Consider the following 23,547-nt stretch of genomic DNA (forward strand, 5'->3'; position numbering starts at 1 on the left):
CAATAAAATACAAACAAAAAAGACCCCGCAGGGTCTCTTTTGCACTCTATGATATTAGTTTGTAATTACCGGATGTTCAAGCAATTTGTAGAGCATTTTAGCCAGCTCTGCACGGGTTACTTGACCTTTCGGGTCAAAGCGGTTGCCACCCTTGCCGTTAATCAAGCCCAGCGCTTTGGCTTGGCCTACGGCTGCTTCAGCCCAGCCGGAGACCCCAGCTGCATCGGCAAAAGCTGCCGGGCTCACTCCTGCCGCCGGTGTCTTCTTCATCTGCGCTGCCAGCTTGACCAGGACAACTACCGCTTCTTCACGGGTAATGCGGTCACCAGGGCGGAACTTACCGCCGCTGCCCTGCATAATTCCCAGCTCTGCTGCTTTGGCAACAAATGCGGAGTAGTACGCATTTGAGGATACATCTGCAAAAGTGGTGCCGGCCTGGGAGGCTTCCTTCGTTAATGATCGTACCGCCAGGATTGCAAAATCCGCACGGGTAATATCTTGATTAGGCCCGAAATGTGTTTCATCGATGCCGGTAATGATATGTTTGGCTGCCAGTTTGGTGATGAATCCATCTGCCCAGCCACCGGTCAAATCCTTGAACTGCTTGTGATATTCCATAATGACAAATTCAGCAAGTTGATCGGTTGAGAAGCTTACGGTGGATCCGTTAAACTGACCACCGATATATTCGGCTTTTCCAGCATTCAACTTGTATACACCCGCATAATCTGGATTCAACTGTTTCTTCTGTTCATCGGTCAACGTCCGTATGATCGTAATCGGTCCTCTCATTTCACGGAGCACGGTCTCGGACTGTCCCTTGATCAGCGTCATTCCCAGAGTGAAGACCAGTCCGTTAGAAGTGAACTCCCCACGGCTGCCGGATGCCTGCTCCAGGCTAGTCTTGATACTTGGATTCACGGTAGTGTCAATGTTTACGACCAGCTTATCGGCTCCTGCGATGCTCTCGGGCAAGGATGAGCTTGGCAGTGTTACTACGGCTGAAGGTGAGAGGATCTCAATGGTCAGCTTACGGTCCTTGACATCCTGCATCGCCGCTGAATCCACTTGCAATTTCGAACTCTGAAGTGCACCGGCTGTACCTTTCAGCTGAATCTGAACCTTCCCGTCAGCTGCTTCCACTGCGGCTTTCTTCAATGCTTCATTAGTAACGGTGTAAGTCCCGTCCGCTGCTGGCCCCACCTCAATTACACCTGGCTTAGCTTCAGGCGTGGTAGGCTTTACAGGGGGCACCGGAACCTGCGGCTTGCCTTCGGATGAGCTGTTCCCAGGATTGCTCGGCTGTCCTCCACCATCATTCGCGGTACCGCTGTAGAATCCCCAGATATCAGACAGCGTACTACCCGTGTGATCATCTTCCGCTTTTACGTACCATTGCAAGTAGCCATTCGGGTTAAGAGTGTTCCAAATCACCGAAGTCTGATTGCCGCTCTCTACATTCTGGTTGCTTCCAATCAGCTGGTCCGTATAGACTCTTACCCCAAAATAATCGGTAGCCACGCGTTTGGTACGCGGCTGAAGATCCAGGTCCAGGGAGAATTCATCCTTGCCTTGATACTTCGGATCCTCAGCCGGATCATAGAAATTATATTTATCCAGATACGGAGAGTACGTCTTAATGTGAAGCTTGTTATTCTTCATATCAAACTGCATCAGGCGAATATACCCAAGCCCGCCTTCTGGCGCGCCTTGGTAATCGGCCAGCATTTGATAGACTTTGCGGTCGGGCACTTTGTCCCCGTTGTCATCAATCTCATCCACTTTAAGCTGGGCATCATGATAATGTCCGGACAGCGTGGCAAACACATTTTTATTCGGAATAACCACTTTCTCATAGATCTTATCCGCAATAGGCGCCCGGTTGTTCGAGACCAGCATATACTCATGCAGACATAGAATGGCCTTCCGTTCCGGATACTTGGATACGACTTCATTCATCCATTCAATTTCCTTGTCTCCAAGTCCCCAACCCATATAGACAATAATAAAATCATTTCCTCCAGCAGACACAAGGTCATAGTGACCCCGATTGTTCTCGTATGAACCAGCGAAGGTAGGCATATTCTTGAAACGGGCATCGCCAAAATACTCCCAGTATTTCGTATAGTCGTTCTCCTGATGGTTCACGTCATGATTTCCCGCAAGGACTCCATAAGAAATTCCGGCATCTTCAAGCACTTTCATGTCTTTGTCGGCTTCCTGCCATTGATATTCCTGATACGATTTATCAACAATATCCCCTGTATGGATCACATATTTCAAATTAATCTTGTCTTTATTGTCCGCAATCCACTTTACATTCTTCTGATAAATGTAAGGGAAGCTTTGGGAGTAATATTGGGTATCGGACATCCATACAAACGAGAAATCATACGGATCTTCGGAAATAGGCCCTGATTTAGCGGCGGCTGGGGAGGCGATCTCGTCCTGCACCAGCACTTGAATGACTTGCCCGTCAGCATATTTGCCGGCGTTAACTGTAGCTTTAAGCTGGAAATCCTCAGTTCCGGCAATTACATGATCAAGCTGCTCCCATTTGCCGGAAGATTTGCTCCAGGCATACAAGCTCACTTTCCGGCCTTCGAGCGACTTGCCCTTCCATTCGATCTCTACCTGATCGCTAGGCTTCACCGAAGGATCAAGCTTAACCTCAAACCGCTGGTAAGGAAATTGCTCATCAGAATCATTAATCAGATACTTACCGTCCACTTTGCTGATTTGAGCGTATTCTTCGGCCGTCATGGCCTGCTCTCCTGCTGGAATCTTGTCTTTCGGTGGCTCGGTTACGGACGCATTCTTATAACCCGTAAATCCTTCAGTGCGGTTAGCGTCATACTTGAACCCTTTATAGAAGCTGATCTTCATTTTATCGTTTGTCGGATCCTGCACCTTGACGGTTAACTTCGCACTCGTTCCCAAGCTGATCTGCCCTTGAGCAGGAGCCACTAATTCAGGCGCTAACGGGTTCTCGTTAGGAACCTGGAAGGTTACCTTCTTCTCGGCGATGTTGCCAATTTTGTCAGTAGCCTTTATAGATAATTCATGGGCTCCCGGCTTCATGGCCCCAGAGGTTGTAGCATATGGCAATTGGATAACTTTACCGTCCAGCTTCACTTCAACTTGATCCACACCGGCAAACGCATCTTTAATTTCGGCATTGATCGTAAAGGCTCCCCGGTACTCCTTGCCCTCTTCCAGATTCGGTTTAATGGATGGAGGCGTATTGTCAACAGTCACCTTGGCTGCAATGGACTTGCCTTGATTCTCAACTTTTATCTGGTGTAACCCGTCCGCGAAGTTCTTAGTATCCCAGCGATATGCCTTGGACTCCAGCATGGAGGTTGTCAGGTTGAATCGGAAGCCAATCGATTCGGACTTGCCGGCACTGTCGCCCATTTTAATTTCTTTGTCTGGTGTGCTGTAAGCAGGGTCCCATACCTCCGTTCCGTCGGCGAGCAGAAGACGGACATTTCTGATTTCAAAATCATCTTTATTCTCCTCTGGCCGAGGATCAAATGGAGATGACTTCGAACCCGCACGGATATAGATGACATTGTCTGTACCAAGCTTCAGCCGGTCTGAATCAATTGGATAAGACAGGGTTGTATACGTCGGAATCGGGTCCATGAAGGTATACAAGATCGTCTCCTCTTCCTTACCTGGAACAGGCTCCCCCATCGTCACCGCGTTTTTGAAATAGTAATCGACATTCTTGGCATCAAAGACAAAATACGCATTATGCTCAAGTGCTGTATACGTTCCCTGAGCGACTTCATTGCCGTCTATACTTAGCTTAAGAGTACCCGGGTCCGTCCCATGCGCTGTTCCTTTCAACGTGAGGGTATCTTTGACTAAGTCCCCATCTTTGAAGTTTAGGCGGAGAGGTTCTTGACTTGGCCCTCCTGTGATGGATACCTCTCTAATATCCGACTCTGTAACATGGGTTCCATCTGAAGCAGCAAAATAGTAAGTAAGAGTTTTTCTCCCGATCAAATCCGCAGAGGACAGCTTGTAGTGATAAAGGCGGTCGCTGTAGTCCTCTGACAAATTATGTTCTACGTAATCCTGTTGTTTATCTGATTTAATGTAGATTTTCACGGAGATGACCTGCTTGTCATCCCTGGCATCCACCTTGAGGTCCAAAGCTCCAGACTGATCAATCGAGGTTAAACCCGTCAGATCTTTGACGGTGGGTACAACTAGATCCGGCTCGACATGCACAGGACTGGACGGTACGGAGTCAGGGTCCACGCCTGGAACAGCTTTAACCAGACCAGAGCTCGTTTTGATCATTGAGGTGCCGCTGACCGGATATTTGTACAAAAGCGCAGTATTTTCCTTCGTTTCGTCTCCCTTGGAGCCGCCCTCATATACCGTATCCGCATCATAATAAGCGGCTGATACTTCCTTCTCTGTGTTCGTCTTAATTACGATAGCACGGCGTCCGCTGTTGGCCATTCCCGCACTATTAATCGTGAATAGACTGCTGTCCTGGACAAGCGATGTATTGTAAAAAGTGTTGAAATCATCAGCTGTGTAGCTGTCATTTGTTCCATTTTTAATCCAGAATACAACCGATTTTCCGGCGGGAATTACGAATTGTTCTTTATTAGACGGCCATTTCACATCGGCCTGTACACCGGAGTCAGGATAACGGTAATAAATTTTATAGTTATTAAAATCAATCGGCTGGTCCGTGTTATTGTAAACCTCGATGAATTCATAAGCATCAGATGATGTTCCCGGAACATTGGTGGTGTTAGGTACCACCTTAGTCACGAGCAGAACCGGTGCTTTGGATGAGTCAAACCCAGGAAGATTTACGCTCACCGAATATGCCTTCTCGGTTGAATTCACACGGATCTTATAGTCCAGCTTGGATTCAGCAAGTGCGGCCCCCGGAATTACCGCTGAATATTCATCCCCACCCTTGCGAGGGAATGGAATAACTGTATACCTCGCCTGGGAAGGAGTTTTATACAACAGCTCTGCCATTAGTCCGCTGCCAGACGGGTCTGCCTGGTTCAGGATCTGGGCGGTTACCGGCAGATCCTTCAGACCCTCGGCATTGGCCGCAGGCACATGGGTAATCTGAACTGTACCCGTACCAGGCTGCTCGGGAGTAGAAGGCTGCGCTGGAATTTGGGATTCCAGCAGCTGGCCCGGAGTAGCGGGCAGGGACTCCGGCTGGGACTCCATCATCATCTTATTGCTGCCATCCGCGGGATAACCGAAGCGGATGCCATGATTGGCCTTTGAATTCCCGGCTGCGATTGTATATTCCGCCTCGACCACATCTGCCCCTTGCTTATTGCGTATGATTAAGGAACGGGTTCCTGTATTCGCCATACCGCTGCCGCCTTGCAGGCGGAACAGATTTTTTCCTTCTTCCAAAGATGAGGTGTAATCCGTATTGCTGTAGTTTGTGTTAAAGTCGCTAGCACTCAGTCCTTGGTTGCTACCGTTCTGTACCCAGAAAACAACTGCCTGGCGGGACGGAATCTTGACAGTGGTACCCGGATTAACCGGCCATTCGGATAGTTTAGAACCATTTTTGTAGTAGAAACTATATTGACTAAAATCTACTTCCTCCGTGGTATTGTTATACACTTCAATCGATTCATAGCCATCAACCGAGCTGCTGGATGGAGTCCCATCCGGTAAGATTTCCGGCACATTGTTCGTATCAGGAACAATCTGCGTGATCAGCAGAGACGGTAGTTTGGCCTGCTCTGCGAGCAGCTTCGGTGCCCCGTGAATAGCTACCGTGTATGTAGGAGACAGATCAGGCTTGGCCTGCTCATCACTGGCTTCGATATGGTAGGTCAGTGTCGTTCCGTTTAACTTATCTTGGCTAATGCTGGCCGTGTAGATGCCGCTTCCTGTCCGTGTAAGTGCAATAGACTCCTCAGGCTTTCCGTCTACAGAGAAATACACAGCAGCATTTATCTGCTCTGTTCCCCCTGTAATAACAGCGCTTATCAGATAATCGGCATGCTGTTCAACCGTCACGGCTGGCGTATGCTCAATCTTTAGAGCTGCGAGCGGCTCTGCCGCTTGCTCTGAATTGCCTTTCGCAGGAACGTCTCCCCCTGTTCCTGGGCCGGCCGATTCATCCACCGGCGCGCCTGGGACGGTAACTGAAGGTACATTGGAATTCGCCTCATCTGCCGCCCCTGCCGCAGGAAACGCTGACCCAAGCACCATGCTGCTGATCATCACAGCAGATAACCACTGGCGTAAATTTAGACTCCTGTTGTTCAAAGCTCTCTCCCTCTCTCACTAGATGCCTTAATTTAGTCCTTCGACAAATTTTCCGCCTGGACATTTCTTCATATTAGGCAATCCATGTTCCGGGAACATAAAACCAGGGTCAAACAAATGTTAATCTAGTGCCTCCATGTCTCCTATTGTTAACTCCAAGTTAACAATAAAGCTTGCAAGAGCTCCGGCTGGCGGCCACCTGCTTATGCAAGCTTCACTAATACAGTTTATGTGGATGAGATGGGGCCAAACAAGGGAGCCAACTTGGAATGGGATAACTGCGGTCCAAGTCCGAAATATTCACAGAAGTTCATGATCATTGGCTTCCATTTTGCCGGGTCAATATAACCAGGAGAAGCATCCATAAGAAGATTTTGTTCAACATGGACCCTGTGAACCCGCATTTCGATAGCAACAAGGGAGCTTGGTTCCTCAACAGAATGTATTTTCACCAGTTTAGCCTCCAGATGGACCGGACATTCCTTCACCCGCGGTGCCCGGACAAGTTCAGCGGGCAGCGGGGTCAGACCGGATACACCGAATTTATCAGCCTCGAAGCGGTAACCCCGCCCTGCTTTGGATTCAGGGACCGGATTCCTTCCAGTTAGTAAGGTCAGCCGGTCAATTGCGGGAATCAAATCAACGGATGGGAGATTGAGTACACATTCCTGTTCCCGGATAATATTCTGAACGGTCTGGGATTTGCTGCTGAGGCCAAGCATACAGGACTGGTTAAGCCACCATGCCGAAGACATCGGTGCCAGATTTGCCGTGCCATCCTCATTCAACGAGCTAATTAATACAACAGATGTACCGAAATACAATATTTTAGGTTCGATTACAGTATGCATGTCACTGCCCCTTCTTTTCTCAAATTCAGGATTACCTTAACACAGGCGGTGTGCTGATGTGTTGAAATCAGGAATAAGACCGCAAGATATCAAAATATAGAAATAAAACAAAGCCGCCTGGATCTAAATTCCAGACGGCTGTTGCATTTATCTTTTAATTGTAAATTAAACCCGCCAAATGAATAAGGATGACGATCATCTCTTCATGGCTTCACGGAGACTCCTGTCCTTCCAGATTCTTCAGCTCATGAACCGCTTTTCTTGTCTTCATGATCTTCTCCATTGAAGAATCAACATCAAGCGAAGCATACACGTAATAAAGCACATCAATCAGAAACAGCTGGCTGTGCCGGGAACTGGTAGCGGTGCTTCGGACCTTTGCTTCGGGAGCGAGGGATGTAAACAAATTGAAATCACTCATATCAGACAGGCTGCTTCGTCCAAACCCGGTGATGCTCACCGTAATCAGCTCGTTCTTTCTGGCAAATTTCATAAGTTGAAGAACCTCCGGGGTTGCCGCGCTATATGAAACGCCAATAAACACACTGTCCTTGGGCGCGGTGGACATAGCCATGGTCAGAACATGCACATCCCGGAATGAGTACACATTTTTACCCAGACGCAGCCATTTCTGTGAGATATCTTCGGCGACCAGCGCGGAAGCTCCTACACCAAAAGCAAAGATTACCGGTGCCTTGTACAACTCCCTGGCCACCTCTTCAATAACATTCACATCCAATTGGCCGACTGTATCTTTCAGCGACTGAACCGCGTTGGACAGTATTTTATCCACTAAATCTGTAGTATTCTCGTTCTTGTTCAGGTCATAGTAGCCTGATTTCTGCTCCTGAGCCAGGTCCGCGGAGAGCGCAACCTTGAGCTCCGGGAAGCCCTTCAATCCGATAGTGCGGCAGAAACGCACCACAGACGCGCTGCTCGACTGGCACTGCAGGGCCATCTCTTGAACGGACATAAAGACCACGTCATCTGGAGCTGCGAGAACGAACCTGGCTACCTTTTGCTCGGATTGTGTTAATTTAGGAAGCACATTTTCAATTCGGGATAAAATTTGACCAACACCCAACAGTAACGCCTCCATATATTAATCCAGAATTAAGGTGAGTTTCCCTTATCAGTAATCCTATCTTATCTGCCTTTGTCCATTGTGACAAGGAACTTAAATGGATGTCCGCTTCTTTGCAGGAAAGGCAATAATGGGACATCCCGCTCATCTACATAACCAATAACATTCACACGTTCGTCCGCCGGGAGCGGGTTAAGCACAATCTGGAACTCGCCTTTGTAACGCTTGTAATTATCGTTATCCAACGTAAGAGCCCCCGTTGGCCGCTCCATACAGTTCTCTGGCTCAATACTAATACTGGCGCCATAGCTCCTGCGCGCATCCTCTGAGCGGATAACATCTCTGGCTATGTCGGGACGATTGTGATGCACCTGCGTCCAGACATGTGACGGTCTCGCCCCATGAACTCTAAGCAGGACCGCCCCCTCATTCCAGGCAATAAATTGCTGCATGGTAGAATCACTAAGAGATAAATCTCCGATGAGAATATGGTCAACCTTGCCGCTCTGATAGAGCTCCAGATAACTCGCAAAAGGAGATTGTCCCCGGTGCTGTTCCAGTGTGGGAAGTCCTTCATGGAGAGGGCCCCGCAGTTCCCCATCCCCGGGAATGAAAGCCGCAACCTGAAGCCCTTGATCCTGCAGCCAGGCGTTACGATTGGTGAAGCTGTCAAAGTCCAGTCCCGTCTCCGGTCTTGGATAATAATTGTGCCACGCTTGAAGCGACGAGAAGTCCGCTCCTAGCTCCCTCAGCTCGCTCAGGAATTCCTGGTCTATGGTACTGGCGTTGAACGCCACCAGCCACTCATGACTCAGCTCGGCAATTTCACGGCTTCCCATGCCATAATCAATGCGAAGACCCGTAACTCCGCTTGACTTCAGCTCCGCGAGAGAGAAATTCTCGAAGGCCCGCGGGGAGACATCCGCCATGAACATCATCCCGTGCTCACCTGCAAAGCTCCCAATCCGGCCAAGCGGCTCCAGCAAATCGAGCGGGTTCTCTTCAGGCATATGAAGTGATGTGAAAATATACCGAAAGCCGTGTTCGTGCATATATCCGAGATATTCTAATGTTGTCTCTACCGGTTGTTCCGTTAAAGACACGAGTACTCCGTCCACCTGTCAAACACCTCTTTCATGATATGAATCCACATTCAAAAGCTCTATACGCTCTTTGGCTGTCTCGCTTCTTTTGGAACACCAAATAGAAACGTGCACAAAAAGCCAAAGATGTAAGCGGTTACGAGTCCGAGTAAATAAACCCACCATTTGCCGTCAGCGATCAAGAGCAGCATCTCAACCCCGCTTGCCCCGATGGTAATCGCCCCCACATTGCCGAAATAGCCGATCATCGCACCTCCAAAGGCTCCGCCAAGACAGGCTGTGACAAAAGGCTTGCCGAGCGGAAGTGTGACTCCATAAATGAGCGGCTCCCCTATGCCTAACACCCCAACAGGCAGTGCGCCTTTGATGATATTCGTAAGTTGTTTGTTCTTGTAACAACGAATCCAAAGTGCCAGGGCCGCGCCTACTTGGCCTGCCCCTGCCATGGCAAGAATCGGCAGCAGTACCGTCATTCCAGTCTGGTTAATGAGCTCAATATGGATCGGTGTCATAATATGATGCAGCCCGAGCATGACCATGACCAGCCATATTCCGCCTAGAATGAACCCGGCAAAGGCTCCCCCGACCGACAAAATCCAATTGACGGCGATCAGCAGGTTGCCCGCCACAAAACCAGCAAACGGCATGATCAGGAAGATGGTTATAAGACCTGTAATGATAACGCTTAGGAACGAAGTAACAATTAAATCAATGGAGTTCGGAATAACCTTGTGTAATCTTTTCTCAATCCAGGCTAGAATCCATACAGCGAGTACTACGCCTATTATACCACCCTGTCCAGGAATGAGCGGTTCCCCCGTGAACAGATTGCGGATCGGAAGCTCCGGCTTCATCCCCGTAAGAAGTGTAGCCCCGCCAATCAATCCCCCTAGCGATGGACTTGCGCCGAACTCGCGGGCGGAATTGATGCCGACAAATATGGCCATGTAGGAGAAAATCCCGTTCTTGATGACATTTAGAATCAGATTGAATTGGCTCCAGCTTTCGCCGCTGAGATAATGCGCCGTAATCAGATTGGAGATAACTGCCGTAATTCCTGCTAACAGACCTGCTGCCACAAAAGCAGGCGCTAAAGGAATAAATATATTGGAAATGGATTTCAGGAAGTTCTTGACCGGCGTGTCATTCCGTTTGGAATATTTCTTTTTGTTCTCATCAGCTATCCGGGAAACCTCCTCTTTACTGGACAACTTCGGCTCTTGTATCGCATTATCGCTTCTGAGAGGAATCGGTTCACCCAGTTCAACCCCGCTAATCACCGCAATCTCACCAGCAACTTTCTCAACAATCCCCGGCCCAACAATCACTTGCAGGGTGGATTCCTCAATAACGCCAATCACACCCTGGACCTTCTTCAGCTTCTCCACGTCAGCAAGCTCATCTTGTCTTAAAGTAATGCGCACCCTTGTCATGCAATGGGTCACCCGCTCTACATTCCCGATGCCCCCTACGGCTTCCAGAATATTTAAGGCCAGCTCTTTCTCTTTCCCCATGACTACAGCTCCTTCTTATGCTCGATTGCCCTGCGGATAAAGCCTTGAGATTCCGTTAATTTCCCCTTCGCTTCCTCATAGTCCAGCCCGGTCAGAAGCATGAATATAGCCAGCTTGACCTGATGCCTGCTGCGCTCATAATATTCAGCCGCTGTCTCCTCATTGCAGCCGGTAATCTGGCTAATCATCGTTTTGGCTCTCCTCATCAGCTTTTCGTTGGTGGGCTGCACATCCACCATATAGTTGCTGTACACCTTGCCCATCCCGATCATCGCAGCCGTGGAGATCATATTCAGTACCATCTTTTGCGCTGTGCCCGCCTTTAACCGGGTTGAACCGGTTAGAATTTCCGCTCCCGTGACAATTTCAATCGGGTACTTAGCGTAGCGGCTAATCTCAGCGTTGGCATTGCAGGATAAGCTGGCGGTTGATGCCCCGACCTGATTCGCATACTTGAGCGCACCAATCACATATGGAGTTCTTCCACTCGCCGCAATACCAAGTACAGTATCTTCCTTAGTCAGCCCGACCTTCTCTAGATCCGCCCTTCCCAACTCAGGTGAATCTTCCGCGCCCTCAACTGCCCTGTAGATCGCAGTCTCGCCACCGGCAATGATTCCCTGTACCATCTCAGGATCAGTTCCAAAAGTCGGGACACATTCAACCGCATCAAGGATGCCCATCCGGCCACTGGTTCCAGCGCCAATATAAATTAGCCGTCCCCCCGCCTGGAAACTCTTGATCACGGTTTGTGTTACACGCTCAATTTCCCCCAGCTTCTCCCTAACAGCCAGTGATACCTTGGCATCCTCCTCCTGCATTAGCTTTAATACCGACCGTGTGCTCAGTTGATCCAAATCCTGTGTGAGCAAGTTTCTGCCTTCAGTCGTCAAATTTTCGATCAAGAAGCTCCTCCTCCAATCACCGTGATAAAAGCGCTTTCTCTTTGTAGAATCAGTTTACAACTTCTGAAATAATATTTCAATAATTATTATATAATTTTGAAATAAAATTTAAAAAAAGCATAAGATTTTGTGCCTACAATAATAAAGCGTCAGCCCAAGGATGCTCCCTGGACTGACGCTTTGCTTACTTTTTTTGCTCTGAAGCGGCACACTCTGCTGTAAGATTACTTGCCTTTAAGCCGGCCCCTTAGACCAGCACCTATATACGCATTCGACCAGTTCATCAGGGACGAGTGCTTCTGCTGCCCGCCTCATCCAGCCATGCTTGCAGACGGGCGGCATCCTCAATCTCTCCTGGGATAATCCGGCTGAGCCTCCCGGACCTGTCGATAATATAAGTCACCGGCAGACTGTGCGCCTTATACAAACTGCTTATCCTTCCAGTTACATCAATAATGACCGGAAAGTGAAACTCATGGCTCTTAAGGAACTGGGTTACTGTTCCCTTGGCTTCCCCGGCATTTATGAACCAGGCTTCGGTCTTATTCTTGTCTTTGCCAATAACCTGCTGAATCAGCGGCATTTCTTTCACACATGGCTTGCACCAGGAAGCCCATATATTTAACAATACCACTTGACCTTCTGAATCCGAGAGCCGTACCTTGTTCCCCAGAGAATTCACAGCCTCGAAATCAGGAGCCTTCTCCCCAAGTCCGAGTCTAACCTTGGCTTGCTCCGATCCAGCTTTGTTCAGAAAGTTGCTGACTGAATACAAGACACCTATGAGAGCGGTCAACCCAATCACCAGAGTTAAAACACGACGGGCAGTGAACCCGGAACGATACATATTCAACTTCAACTCCCCTCCACCCTACAATCCCAGACTAGAGTTGAAGGCATCTTGAACAGAGCCATACTTCTCCTTAATGCTGGCGGTCGTTCCTTGCCCCACGATCCCGCCCCCATTCATAAAAATGATGTCATCCGCCGCATCCGCCGCAAGATCAAGCTGATGTGTGGAGAAGAGCACCGTGTGCCCCTCCTGCTTAAGATCATGCAGAAGCGTGGTAAGCTCTCTCATCCAATAGGGGTCTAATCCGTTTGTCGGTTCATCCATAATCAATAAAGGCGGTTTGGCCAGGATAGCCTGGGCAAACAAAACACGCTGCTTCATACCTTTGGAGAACGTATTCACAAGCAGGCTGCGCTTATCTGCGAGTCCGACCAGCTTAAGCACCTCAGTGACTCTAGCCTGCGGCACCTGCCGCAGCTCAGCCCAGAAGGACATCACCTCACCTGCTGTCAGACTCTGATTAAACTGGTAATCATCCGGCATATAACCGATATGCCGGGCATATCGCTTTCGGTCCTTCCTCCAATGTACATGATGGACGGTGATCTCACCCATTGTTGGCTGCGTAACTCCAGCCAGCATTCTCAGCACTGTGCTTTTACCCGCTCCATTGCCACCACATAGGGCAACCACATGACCTTTCCTCAATTGGAACGTAATATTCTGAACCAATGGCCGCTTTCCAATTACCTTAGAGACACCCGATACTTCCGCCGCAATATTATCCACGGGTACGCCCCCTCTCCCAAATCCAATACACAAGGCCGATCGATACAAGGAGCCAGACCAGACATACTCCGGTAAATATGTAGCTGCCTCCCGGCTGCTCAATCCAGTCCACCCACCTGTAATACGTTGGCCCTAATACAGAGCCCCCGCCAAGCTTAACAATGACAAAGAGACGGACCAGTTCAGCAGGGTTCAATAGGGTCATTGCCACTAACACAGGTTTGATCCACAAGTAGGGCAGCCAGCCCAGAAAACCGATCAAAAGGGTATTCCAGCCGATCACCGCAAAGAACCAGAGGGACACCGAAACAGTCAATGCCTGCCAACGGTTGCTGCAGCACGAACCAACCACCATCGCTACAGCGAGAAATAGGAGTACCAGTCCAATAGAGAACACGACAAACAAATAATAAGTGAGCAGGCCAAAAGAATGGCCGGTAATCACGCCAACCACACCCATAACGCCATAACCAAAACAGACAATGGCGAGCAGCATCGCGGCCAAACCGATATATTTTCCGGTAATGAATGACAGCGTGCTTAATGGGTAGGTTGATAACAGCTGCCAATTGCCATCTTCCTTCTCGGAAGTAAGGGAAAAGGAACCCAGAAACAAGGTCATCAAGGGCAGCAGATACAGAATGAGGTTTAACATGGAGCCTGTGGCTCCTGTATACCCTTCCATAAAGCTCTGGGAGTGAATCATCAACAGGCTGATGCTGAATATCGTAAATAAGAGGAGAAAAGAGTACGCCCATGGGTTTCGGAATCCTGTCTTAATCTCCCGCAGCGCGACCTGCAACGTATCATTCATGGTCCACCCCCGGGCTACTTATGGCCGCCGCCGCTGTCTTTCATATCAGAGTGCTGCTTGTTATCCCCTTCTTCAGCGGTGTGTTCCTTCATATGATCCATATTGTCCATAGCCTTGCTCTGCTTCCAATTGTGCTGATTAAGCTCTTCAGCAGTGAGGACTTTCCCTATCCCCTGTTCAGCGACAAAAGCCTCTGCTGAAGTTTTGTCCTTAAAGCTGAGTATCCCATAGGCCATCGGCGTGCGGATCGAGGAATCATATACATAGTAGGCTTTACTGTACTCGATCCAGGCTTTGTCATTGTAATCGCGCACGAAATCCATACCGATGTTCGAGGTGCCATTCTGCTCCTTCCATTTGTGCATACATCCGATATCATCAAATTTGTAGGTTTTCCCGTCTTTCGTAGTAAGCTGTGTGGCAAAAGCATCATCCTTCACCTGCATATTGCAGATTGCGCAAATATCCACCTTCTCATCAATAGGGAGCGCCTCATACGTCTTCCCGCAGGCTGAAATACATATCATTCCGAGGAGCAGCAGCGGTAGAAATACCGAGCTCCATAATTTTTTATTCATGTCGTTTGACCCCCAACTTTATAGTATAAATTGCTCCAAGCATCATAACGATTCCTGCTGCAAGAACAGCCCCCTGATAATTCATCGCACCCTCACGGACACTTCCAGGAGGCTTCATCCTGGGCCCTTGATCGGTCAGCCACGACTGTGTATCGTTCATATGTAAATCGCTGAGGAAGACCATCCCCGGCGACTGAAAAAATAACTGGTAAGCCGAGTTGCTTCCGATCAGCTGCTGATAGAACGGATTAATGGCATAAGGGACATCGCTTGTCCCGTCCTTGTCAGGATCAAGTCCCTTGAACGAATCCCAATAGTTCCCGTTCATTCTGTTGTTTTCGCTGCCAGTTGCGACGGCATCCAGCACGTTCGCGATGAAGCTGTTGCCTTGGAACCGGTTATTCTTCGACTTATTCAGCTGCAGTCCAAGGAAGTTACGCTGAAGATAGTTTCTATCAATCTGATTATCCGTGGACAGATCAACATAGATCCCTACCCGGTTGCCCTCAGCCTGATTCCCGGTTACTACTGAACGGTGCACATCATATAATAAAATCCCCTGCGCATTCACATTGGAGCTTTGCAGCCGGAAGGTGTTACCGATGACGCGTGAATCGTTAACCCCCATAATCATGGCGCCGGTATAATTGTACTCCCCCTGATTACCACGGATTAGGGCCCCGTCCGCATACATGCAGTGAATACCATAACGGGACTGTGATACAACATTTCCGGTGATCTGTGTCATCTTGCTGTTCTCAATGTAAATCCCATCCCGTACCCGGGTAACTTGGTTCTCTTCAATCCGGTTCCTGTGCGAATTGTATAGATCAATCCCGTTTCCTTTGTTATCGCTTGGCGTATCGACGCTGCCTATCCAAGTGATCTCATTTTGCCGGATTATCCCGTTGTCAGAGTCACGCAGCATAATCCCGTAGCCACGGGTGTTTATAGTAAGCCGCTCCAACCTCACATCATCGCCAACTACCTTAACTGCGGCGGATTCACCGGCTTCCAGCTGATCAATCCTTATTCCGTAGACCTCCACCCCCTCATCCTGTATTTCTACTGCCGGAGAGGGGGTACGGTTGACCAAAGTTACTTCTCCTTCACCACGTAATTTCAGTTTCTTCTTGATCACTACCGGCCCTTCATAAACCCCCTCAGGGAGAACGGCCTCCTCACCCGGTGCGGTTCCGTCAATGATCTTCTGCAGCGGAATCGGGCTGGAAGATTCAGCAGGAGCAGCAGATGCGTAATTGAAAGAATACACAGGGGCCACCACTCCAGCAGACAGCAGAAATACGAGCAGCAAGAAGCTGCGAACTCTGTTATCTTTGCAATCTCTGCTAACTTTGAAATATTTCAACGGCCTGCCGTACCGGATCATCCTCTTGTTCCGACGAAATCTAATCGTTATCAAGGAAGTTATTCCCCTTTACAAGACCTTGCTCAAGCGCATAACGGGTCAATTGGACTCTGTTTTGAACCTGCAGCTTCTGCAAAATGTTCTTAAGATGGTTCTTCACGGTATGTTCCGAAATATTCAATTCCTCGGCAATCTCTTTGTTCGTAAGGCCTGCCGCTACTCCGTTGAGTATTTCCTTCTCTCTCAGGGTAAGCTGATCGCCGGCATCTCTGCGGGAGGACAGGGAGACATCCTTCAAAATTTGAAAGGCCAGCTCCCTGCTGAGCGGGACCTCCTCACTGACGATAGACTGAAGATATTGAATCCACGCAGAGGGAGCGAGATTTTTCAGCAGATATCCCTGGGCTCCTCTTTTGAGCGCTTCCAACAGATTTACCACATCATCGGAAACTGTCATCATCACGATCTTTACATATGGAAATCTCAGCTTGATGCGCTGTGTGGCTTCCAGTCCGTCCAGTCCCGGCATCTGGATGTCCATCAGGATCAGATCCGGCATCATCATTTCGGTGAAATCAATCGCTTCCTGACCGCTGCTAACGACGCCGATCACCTCAAATCCATGGCAGCCTGATAAAATATCACAAACCGCCTCCTGAGCAAATATATGATCATCCACAACGAGCACTCGGGTATGCACGAAGATCCCCCCTCTCAGTAAGTCGATTGGTACTCCGGGTGTCGGCCTTTTTTACTCATCCGCATCCTTTTTCCGGTTCACCTTGAATGCAAACCATACGCCTGCACACAGGCCGACCATAACCACAAAGAAAATCGCTAAAAATATAGAGTCATACTCCGCCATTTGTTTCATATCCATCGGGCTGTTCTCCTCCTCTATTTTGCAGTGAAGCTGATTCGTCTCAGCCGGAGCGCATTCGTGATCACCGCAACCGAGCTAAGTGCCATGGCGGCACCCGCAACCCAGGGCATCAGCATTCCGCTCATCGCAATAGGTATGCCTATCCCGTTGTATACGAGTGACCAGGACATATTCTGCTTGATATTGTCCATCGTCCATCTGCTGATTAGGATCGCATCCGGTATGCGGTGCAGGCTGTCATGCATAATTACAATGTCTGCGGCTTCGATCGCAATATCCGTACCACTGTGAAGAGCGATCCCGAAATCTGCTTCAGCCAGGGCGGGAGCATCATTCACGCCATCTCCCACCATGGCCACTTTAGTTTTGGACTTCTTCCTCAGACTCTGGACCGCCCTGGCTTTCCCATCCGGCAGAACTCCGGCAATCACCTCAGCAATCCCCGCCTGCTTGGCAACAGCTAACGCCGTACGCTCATTGTCTCCTGTCAGCATGACAAGCCGTTTATTCATCTTCTTCAGCCGATCCACTACCGCCGCTGTTTCCTCTTTCAGCGGGTCGGCGATGACAAGCATAGCGATCAAATGAAGGCCAACAGCAGCCCATACCACGCTTTTGCCTTCGAGCTCATATTTCTCAGCGTGATTCGTATATCTTAAAACCGGGATGCCACTCTGTTCCAGGAACGAAGTGGAACCGATGAGGACCCGCTGCCCATCCACGAACGCCTGTACTCCGCTGCCCGGTACGGACTGAAAGCCCGACACCCGGCCCAGTATGATCTTCCTTTCTTCAGCTGCGGCCACAATGGAACGCCCAAGCGGATGTTCGGAGTACTGCTCCACGCTTGCGGCATATTTCAACAGAAGCTCGGAATCAGGACGTTCTGTTCCTTTCACAATTTCATAATGAATAAGGGTTGGTTTCCCTTCAGTTAAGGTTCCTGTTTTGTCAAAAACAATCGTGCCGCATTTGTGCAGGGCCTCAAGATACTCCCCATGTTTAAACAAAATGCCATGCTCTGCCGACCTGCCCGAGCCGACCATAATGGAGGTGGGCGTTGCCAAGCCAAGAGCACAGGGACAGGCGATAACGAGTACCGAGATGGCCGTCTCCAAGGCACTTGCGAAGTCGCGGGGTGACAACCAGACAAACCAGATGATAAAGGTCATCACCGCAATGAAGACCACAATTTGCACAAAATATTCGGAGATCGAGTCGGCTATCCGCTGTATTGGCGGCTTGGACAGCTGGGCATCCTCTACCAGCTTGACCATCTGGGAGAGCAGCGAGGTGTTTGAGGTTCGTGTAACAACGAGGGTTATCGCCCCATTCTGGTTCATCGTCCCTCCGATTAAAGAATCACCAGGTCTCTTGAATACCGGCATGCTCTCCCCTGTAAAGGCTGCCTCGTTCACATATCCCTCACCGTCCAGGATATCGCCATCCATTGGGATACACTGCCCGGGCTTAACCTGTATACGGTCTCCGACCATCACCTGATCAATCGGAACCTCAACAGCCCGTTCCCCTTCAATCCGGATCGCTGATCTGGCCTGCATCTGCTTTAACTTCTCAAGGCTTGAGCCAGTTTTTCCTTTGCTTAACCACTCCAGCCATTTGCCCAGCTTAACGAAAGTGATCAGAAGTGCGCTTGTCTCAAAATAAAGCATGATCTTCCCCTCTTGGGGAAGCACGCTCCACTGGACAGCCAGATAAATGCTGTAGAAATAAGCGGCTGAAGTCCCCAGGGCAACCAGCACGTCCATATTGGGGGCATTGTTCCGGAGAGCATGCAGCGCTCCGGTATAGAAGGATTTTCCGACAAGGAACTGCACAGGAGTAGCCAGCGCAAGCTGCACCCACGGATTTAACAATATCTCGGGAACCCACAGGAAGGATAACCACTCGAAATGATCCCCCATGGCCCAGACCAGAGGGATGGAACAGAGGGCAGCCAGAATCAGCTCGTTTTTCTTCACACGGGACTCCCTCTGGTCATTGTCTGCAGGCTCGGATGTATCTTTTATAGCGGCCTTGTACCCTATGGAATCCACCTTTTGCAGGATGGCTTCGGCACTTATCTCATTCGGCTCATATACCACAAGTGCGCTCTCCGTGGCCAAGTTCACCTGGGCTGAGCAGACCCCCTGAAGCCGGCTTAACCCTTTCTCAACACGGCCCGAGCATGCTGCGCAGGTCATCCCCGTAATATTTATCACGATTTTGTCTTCCATCACGGCCTCCTTATTCGCAATCTTCACCTGTGCTGCCATAAGACATGTAGGACATCAGCCTGTTGTTATGCCAAGTTCCTCTTCAGTGTTGTCTGGTTCAGTACAGCAAGAAGGTCTGAGTTTCCAAAGAGAACTCAGAGCCATCACAATTAAGATAAGCAGCACATCCATGAACAGGACTGTAAGCACTGGATGATCCTGAATGACCATGACACCAAGCATCGCTCCCATCATGCCCCCCATAATGCCGGACAGCATGCCGTCGAGCACAGCCAACATGCTCATCCTCCTGCCAGCTGCATAACCGGTTAACAGCCCGAATGCCACACCAATCCAAGTGGAAGCAAATATGGTCTCCAGCATAACTCCTGCCACAGTGCCTACCACTAGTCCGGCCATCATCGCAATTGCCATCGCCGCCATCATGCCGGACATCTGGGGCAGAGCATTTCCATATCTACCGATTCTCGCAATAACAAACAAGGTGACCCCTAATGTAAAAAGCACCGAGAAAATATAAATACCCGTGCTCACCTCGGCAGGATAGGCCTCCGCCTGATCTGGATGGCTCTTATAAGTCTCAAGCCGCCCATTGTCTGTACCCGCTGTCTCCGGGTTCATTTGACCCTGGGTGCTAAGAGTACTGGGACCTGAACTTGTATCTGTGCCTGAACCATGATGGCTGTGATCATGAGCCGCTGAGGCAATCATAGACGGTACCCATACGCCCAGCAATATGAGGAGAAACATCCCCAACATCCATAATAGCTTCAGGTGGTTTTTAAGCATTACATCCCTCCTTGGCATAAAATTCAGCGATCTTGCTATCAACAAATATTGGATAATGTCTATATCATTGATCATACTGTCCTGATCTTTGGTAAAAAATGACTCGAAAGAGCTATTAACCCCCATTTCCTTTGAAGGTTTAGTGAACAACGGGATTCGGTTGCTTCCCATCGCTGTTGGTTTCGGATTTTTTGCCCGTTCAGATTCGCAAGCATGCAGGGATCTATCGATGAAAACTGGTCAAACGGGTAGTTTTTTTGTACAAAGTAAAATCTGCGTTTTGTTTTTGTCCATTGAGTTATAGGACTAAATCTATTATTATCACCTCTAAATGATAATGATTATCATCGATAAATTATCCAGGAGGAAGAATTACAGATGAACAAAGTAAAACACCCCATATTTTCGATCATAATTATGGTCTTGCTTATCTCCATGTTGACGGCCTGTGGTCAAAGTTCAACCGGCCAAGGAATGGATAGTAACCAAAGCAATGAAACCTCTGCCCAATCGGCTGCCTCTGAATCCAAAGCTGTTAACCAAGATTCCCAAGCGGGGGCTGTAACCCGCAAATATAAGGATTATATAGGCCATGAAGTGGAGATCCCTGTTTCACCTCAGCGTGTCATTTTTATCGGGGAAACGTTCGGTGATCTGTTAGCTCTTAAAGTGGATGCTGTCGGGGGCGGTTTTATCAAAGGATTCATCTTTGAGAACCAATTGAAACATATAGAACAAATGACATATCCCATTAACCTGGAGAAGACGCTTGAACTTAATCCGGATATTATTCTAACCGCCAATACGGATGAGAAAGAGTACAGTCAACTGGCCAAGATTGCACCAACGGTAACGTTTAATACGTTTGCTCCATTAGAAGAGCGCATAACGCTGCTTGGAGATATTCTCGGCAGACAGCAGCAAGCCAAAGAGTGGCTCGCCCAGTATAAAGCCAAAAATGACGCCATGTGGGAGAAGCTCCACAAGAATGTGCTAAAACCGGGTGAAACCGCTTCTGTCTTTACGTATTATCCTGGGGATAAGCTTTTTGTCATGGCTGGGACCGGACTTTCCCAAGTGTTGTATGACCCCAAAGGCTTCAAGCCTGTAGACACAATCCAGGAAGTGCTTAATGCCAATAAAGGCTTCGAACAAATTTCGCTCGAGGTTCTGCCCAAGTATGCCGGTGAACGCATCTTTATTCTGAATCCAATCGGTCAAGAGCCCCAGCAGTCTACGGCGAACTTATTGAAGAGCAGTATCTGGCTAAACCTTCCTGCTGTCCAGCAAGGGCATGTGTATTTCCTTGATATTAATAAAGCCAGCAGTGATGCATACACAAGAGAATATTTACTGGAACAGCTTCCGAAAATCATTACAAAATAAAAAATCACGTTCCTGTGGCATACAAAAGAAGCTTTGCAATTCTTATTGAAAAGCTTCTTTGTTTCTTATAGAATAATTGTAAATGATAACGATTCTCAATCATCAATTATAGAGGTGCACCTATGAAGCAACATCCAACAAATACGGTCTCTCTCCGTTCCCTGCTGTTTCAATTTGCCGATGTCTTCGTTATTAATCAGCCTCCGGGGTGGAGCTCAGGAGAGTGTATGGCAGGACCGCATACCCTCATTTTGTTTGTGGATGGGCACGGGGCCCTAAACATCCATCAGCAGCATTACAATTTTTCAATTGGCACATGCTATCTTCTTCCCCCAGGGACCGCATTCCAGATCGACAATTCGGCAGGCACTCCGCTCAAATATTGCCAGATTACTTTCAATGCCGTTAAAGTCGGGGAGTCACCAGAGACGTATAATGCTGACATTATTAACGGGGGTCACGAGCTTGTGATCCCTCATCCTGCCCGGCTCATCAGGCTTGCTGAAGAGCTTAATACCCATAGGGACCCTTTATCAGATAATGAATATTTCCGGCAGCATCTGAGATTCCAGGAGCTTCTCGGCATATTGTTCGAGCATAATATGTGTACCGGGCTCATATCCGCATCCGCCCGCTCGGTTGAGAGTACGATTCAGTATTTACAACAGCATTATATGCACAAAATTACAGTTAGAGGTCTAGCCGAAATGGCTGGGGTTCCCCTATGGCAGTACACGCCGATCTTTCATAAATTGACGGGTAAAAAACCGCTCGATTTCTTAAATGATATCCGCATAAATCGATCAAAAGACTGGCTGCGCCGCTCCGATGAGCCATTGCGAAAAATCGCTCAGCGCGTAGGATTTGAAGATGAATTTTATTTCAACCGGCGCTTCCGCCGCACCACCGGCACCACCCCGAGACAATATGCCAAATCAATGCAAAAGCGCCCCCCTGTCAGGGATTGGACAGGACATGAAGTCCTCGTCCCAGATAAGCCTGAACGGGTTATTTTCTATAGTGAGACATTCGGGGATCTGCTGGTCTTAGGCGTCCAAGCTATTGGTGCGGGACACCGTTTTATTGCCGAGTCGTTAGTTAAAGACCGGGGGTTCACAGCACTGGATATGGGTTACCCAATTAATTGCGATAAGCTGGCGGAAATGGAACCGGATCTCATTATATTTGCTAATTCGGACGAGGAAGTCTACCAGAGAATTTCAAAGATAGCTCCCACGGTAACCTACAATTCGTTCGCTCCCCTGGATCATCGGCTGCTTACTCTGGGGCATTGGCTCGGCCGCAGGCAGGCGGCTGAGCATTGGCTTGAGGCATTTCACACAAGAACCGCCGGGATGTGGAAGGAACTTGCTTCCGAAGTCAGGACCGGGGAGACCGCGTCCGTCTTTATTTACGAGCATGGCCGCCGGCTCTATGTTATGGGGTCAATCGGGTTCCCCACCATTCTCTACCACCCGTTGGGATTTCAGCCTACACCGCTAATTCGAGAAGTCATTGAGTCCGGGGAGGCGTACCTGGAAATCCTCAAAGAGGAGCTGGCGCAATATGCCGGTGACCGGATCTTTTTACTGTTATCAGACAACCCGGTCTCTCTCGAAGCTGCACATGACTTGGTGAATGATCCCCTCTGGCGGGATCTGCCTGCTGTGAAGAGCGGTCGTGTCTACCTGCTCAACGCCAGAGAGTGGAACTACGGAGATGCTTTAATCCGGGAACAAGCCCTGGATAAGCTTCCCGAACTGCTTCTCCATCCGCTTCATCATCCAGCCGATGTTATCCAGCACGAAGAGAGCCGTATCTAACTCCTGAAAATGAGTTAAATACGGCTCTTCTGGCCAAATCGTATAACTTAACATTTAAGCCCTTGGTAGCGAATTACAGCTGATCTGAAGTTACAAAAAAATCCCCCTACCCGGTCGCCGTAGAGAAGCCCTGTTCCGGGCTTCCCGGCTAACGCCGCCGAGAGGGGGACTGAACCTTACACCTGCACCTAGCACCTTGCACTTTCCACCTTGTACCTGAATTGTCAACATTAAATCAGACAGCTTTTTTAAGGGCTGCTTGACGATACTGAACAGGCGTCATGTATCCCAGAGATCCATGAATTCGATGCTTGTTAAACCAGTTGACGTAGTCGTATAGTTCC

18 protein-coding genes are annotated in these 23,547 nt (G+C 49.0%); 2 read left to right on the plus strand and 16 right to left on the minus strand.

Annotated features, from left to right (window positions below; all coding sequences use genetic code 11):
* Window positions 1-54: 54 nt before the first annotated feature.
* The 15 genes from KJS63_RS18315 to KJS63_RS18380 all read right to left on the minus strand — a co-directional run bounded on the left by KJS63_RS18315 (window position 55) and on the right by KJS63_RS18380 (window position 19,994).
* Window positions 55-6,285: an S-layer homology domain-containing protein gene (locus tag KJS63_RS18315; RefSeq protein WP_213620431.1), complete on the minus strand. Its 6,231-nt coding sequence runs from the start codon at window positions 6,283-6,285 to the stop codon at window positions 55-57.
* 227 nt (window positions 6,286-6,512) lie between these two features.
* Window positions 6,513-7,136 carry a flavin reductase family protein gene (locus KJS63_RS18320; RefSeq protein ID WP_213620432.1) on the minus strand — a complete coding sequence of 208 codons (624 nt, stop codon included), beginning with the start codon at window positions 7,134-7,136 and terminating at the stop codon, window positions 6,513-6,515.
* 211 nt (window positions 7,137-7,347) lie between these two features.
* The gene (locus KJS63_RS18325) at window positions 7,348-8,220 is read right to left on the minus strand and encodes a MurR/RpiR family transcriptional regulator (protein ID WP_213620433.1); all 873 of its coding nucleotides are present in this window, start codon (window positions 8,218-8,220) and stop codon (window positions 7,348-7,350) included.
* Window positions 8,221-8,282: 62 nt separating this feature from the next.
* Window positions 8,283-9,323: a DUF871 domain-containing protein gene (locus tag KJS63_RS18330; RefSeq protein ID WP_213620434.1), complete on the minus strand. Its 1,041-nt coding sequence runs from the start codon at window positions 9,321-9,323 to the stop codon at window positions 8,283-8,285.
* Between the two features lie 59 nt (window positions 9,324-9,382).
* Window positions 9,383-10,837 carry a PTS transporter subunit EIIC gene (locus tag KJS63_RS18335; protein WP_213620435.1) on the minus strand — a complete coding sequence of 485 codons (1,455 nt, stop codon included), beginning with the start codon at window positions 10,835-10,837 and terminating at the stop codon, window positions 9,383-9,385.
* A 2-nt stretch (window positions 10,838-10,839) separates the two neighbouring features.
* Entirely contained in the window at window positions 10,840-11,742 is a 903-nt protein-coding gene (gene murQ, locus KJS63_RS18340) for an N-acetylmuramic acid 6-phosphate etherase (RefSeq protein WP_213620436.1), read from the minus strand.
* A 283-nt stretch (window positions 11,743-12,025) separates the two neighbouring features.
* Window positions 12,026-12,589, minus strand: coding sequence for a redoxin domain-containing protein (locus KJS63_RS18345; protein WP_213620473.1), 564 nt, complete (start codon window positions 12,587-12,589; stop codon window positions 12,026-12,028).
* A gap of 24 nt (window positions 12,590-12,613) precedes the next feature.
* Window positions 12,614-13,324, minus strand: a complete 711-nt coding sequence (locus KJS63_RS18350) for an ABC transporter ATP-binding protein (RefSeq protein ID WP_213620437.1) — start codon at window positions 13,322-13,324, stop codon at window positions 12,614-12,616.
* A complete protein-coding gene (locus tag KJS63_RS18355; RefSeq protein ID WP_213620438.1) occupies window positions 13,317-14,138 on the minus strand; it encodes an ABC transporter permease in 822 nt (273 codons plus the stop codon). The genes KJS63_RS18350 and KJS63_RS18355 overlap by 8 nt, the downstream gene beginning before the upstream one ends.
* A 14-nt stretch (window positions 14,139-14,152) precedes the next feature.
* Window positions 14,153-14,716 (minus strand): nitrous oxide reductase accessory protein NosL, encoded by a 564-nt coding sequence (locus KJS63_RS18360; RefSeq protein WP_213620439.1) that lies wholly within the window; start codon window positions 14,714-14,716, stop codon window positions 14,153-14,155.
* On the minus strand, window positions 14,709-16,139 hold the full coding sequence (locus tag KJS63_RS18365; RefSeq protein ID WP_213620440.1) for a right-handed parallel beta-helix repeat-containing protein: 1,431 nt from the start codon (window positions 16,137-16,139) through the stop codon (window positions 14,709-14,711). The genes KJS63_RS18360 and KJS63_RS18365 overlap by 8 nt, the downstream gene beginning before the upstream one ends.
* Window positions 16,126-16,785, minus strand: coding sequence for a response regulator (locus KJS63_RS18370; protein WP_213620441.1), 660 nt, complete (start codon window positions 16,783-16,785; stop codon window positions 16,126-16,128). The genes KJS63_RS18365 and KJS63_RS18370 overlap by 14 nt, the downstream gene beginning before the upstream one ends.
* 51 nt (window positions 16,786-16,836) lie before the next feature.
* Complete coding sequence (locus tag KJS63_RS26460; RefSeq protein WP_280520830.1) at window positions 16,837-16,965, minus strand: hypothetical protein; 129 nt, start codon at window positions 16,963-16,965, stop codon at window positions 16,837-16,839.
* A gap of 17 nt (window positions 16,966-16,982) precedes the next feature.
* On the minus strand, window positions 16,983-19,205 hold the full coding sequence (locus KJS63_RS18375) for a heavy metal translocating P-type ATPase (protein ID WP_213620442.1): 2,223 nt from the start codon (window positions 19,203-19,205) through the stop codon (window positions 16,983-16,985).
* Window positions 19,206-19,259: 54 nt separating this feature from the next.
* Window positions 19,260-19,994: a hypothetical protein gene (locus KJS63_RS18380; protein WP_213620443.1), complete on the minus strand. Its 735-nt coding sequence runs from the start codon at window positions 19,992-19,994 to the stop codon at window positions 19,260-19,262.
* A 378-nt stretch (window positions 19,995-20,372) separates the two neighbouring features.
* Between KJS63_RS18380 and KJS63_RS18385 the strand changes: the two genes are divergently transcribed.
* Window positions 20,373-21,380: an ABC transporter substrate-binding protein gene (locus tag KJS63_RS18385; RefSeq protein WP_244862672.1), complete on the plus strand. Its 1,008-nt coding sequence runs from the start codon at window positions 20,373-20,375 to the stop codon at window positions 21,378-21,380.
* Window positions 21,381-21,502: 122 nt separating this feature from the next.
* Window positions 21,503-23,203: an AraC family transcriptional regulator gene (locus KJS63_RS18390; protein ID WP_213620444.1), complete on the plus strand. Its 1,701-nt coding sequence runs from the start codon at window positions 21,503-21,505 to the stop codon at window positions 23,201-23,203.
* Window positions 23,204-23,438: 235 nt separating this feature from the next.
* Here the strand turns inward: KJS63_RS18390 and KJS63_RS18395 are convergent.
* A partial coding sequence (locus KJS63_RS18395; protein WP_213618275.1) for an IS3 family transposase occupies window positions 23,439-23,547 on the minus strand: 109 nt, incomplete at its 5' end.

The sequence above is a fragment of the Paenibacillus sp. J22TS3 genome, from assembly GCF_018403205.1.
Lineage (GTDB): Bacteria > Bacillota > Bacilli > Paenibacillales > Paenibacillaceae > Fontibacillus > Fontibacillus tuaregi.

Excerpts from the sequence above, each read along its gene's own strand:
- KJS63_RS18320 (WP_213620432.1), bottom strand. The coding sequence starts at position 7,136 with ATGCATACTGTAATCGAACCTAAAATATTGTATTTCGGTACATCTGTT.
- KJS63_RS18335 (WP_213620435.1), bottom strand. The coding sequence starts at position 10,837 with ATGGGGAAAGAGAAAGAGCTGGCCTTAAATATTCTGGAAGCCGTAGGG.
- KJS63_RS18345 (WP_213620473.1), bottom strand. The coding sequence starts at position 12,589 with ATGTATCGTTCCGGGTTCACTGCCCGTCGTGTTTTAACTCTGGTGATT.
- KJS63_RS18355 (WP_213620438.1), bottom strand. The coding sequence starts at position 14,138 with ATGAATGATACGTTGCAGGTCGCGCTGCGGGAGATTAAGACAGGATTC.
- KJS63_RS18360 (WP_213620439.1), bottom strand. The coding sequence starts at position 14,716 with ATGAATAAAAAATTATGGAGCTCGGTATTTCTACCGCTGCTGCTCCTC.
- KJS63_RS26460 (WP_280520830.1), bottom strand. The coding sequence starts at position 16,965 with ATGGATATGAAACAAATGGCGGAGTATGACTCTATATTTTTAGCGATT.
- KJS63_RS18375 (WP_213620442.1), bottom strand. The coding sequence starts at position 19,205 with ATGGAAGACAAAATCGTGATAAATATTACGGGGATGACCTGCGCAGCA.
- KJS63_RS18380 (WP_213620443.1), bottom strand. The coding sequence starts at position 19,994 with ATGCTTAAAAACCACCTGAAGCTATTATGGATGTTGGGGATGTTTCTC.
- KJS63_RS18385 (WP_244862672.1), top strand. The coding sequence starts at position 20,373 with ATGAACAAAGTAAAACACCCCATATTTTCGATCATAATTATGGTCTTG.
- KJS63_RS18390 (WP_213620444.1), top strand. The coding sequence starts at position 21,503 with ATGAAGCAACATCCAACAAATACGGTCTCTCTCCGTTCCCTGCTGTTT.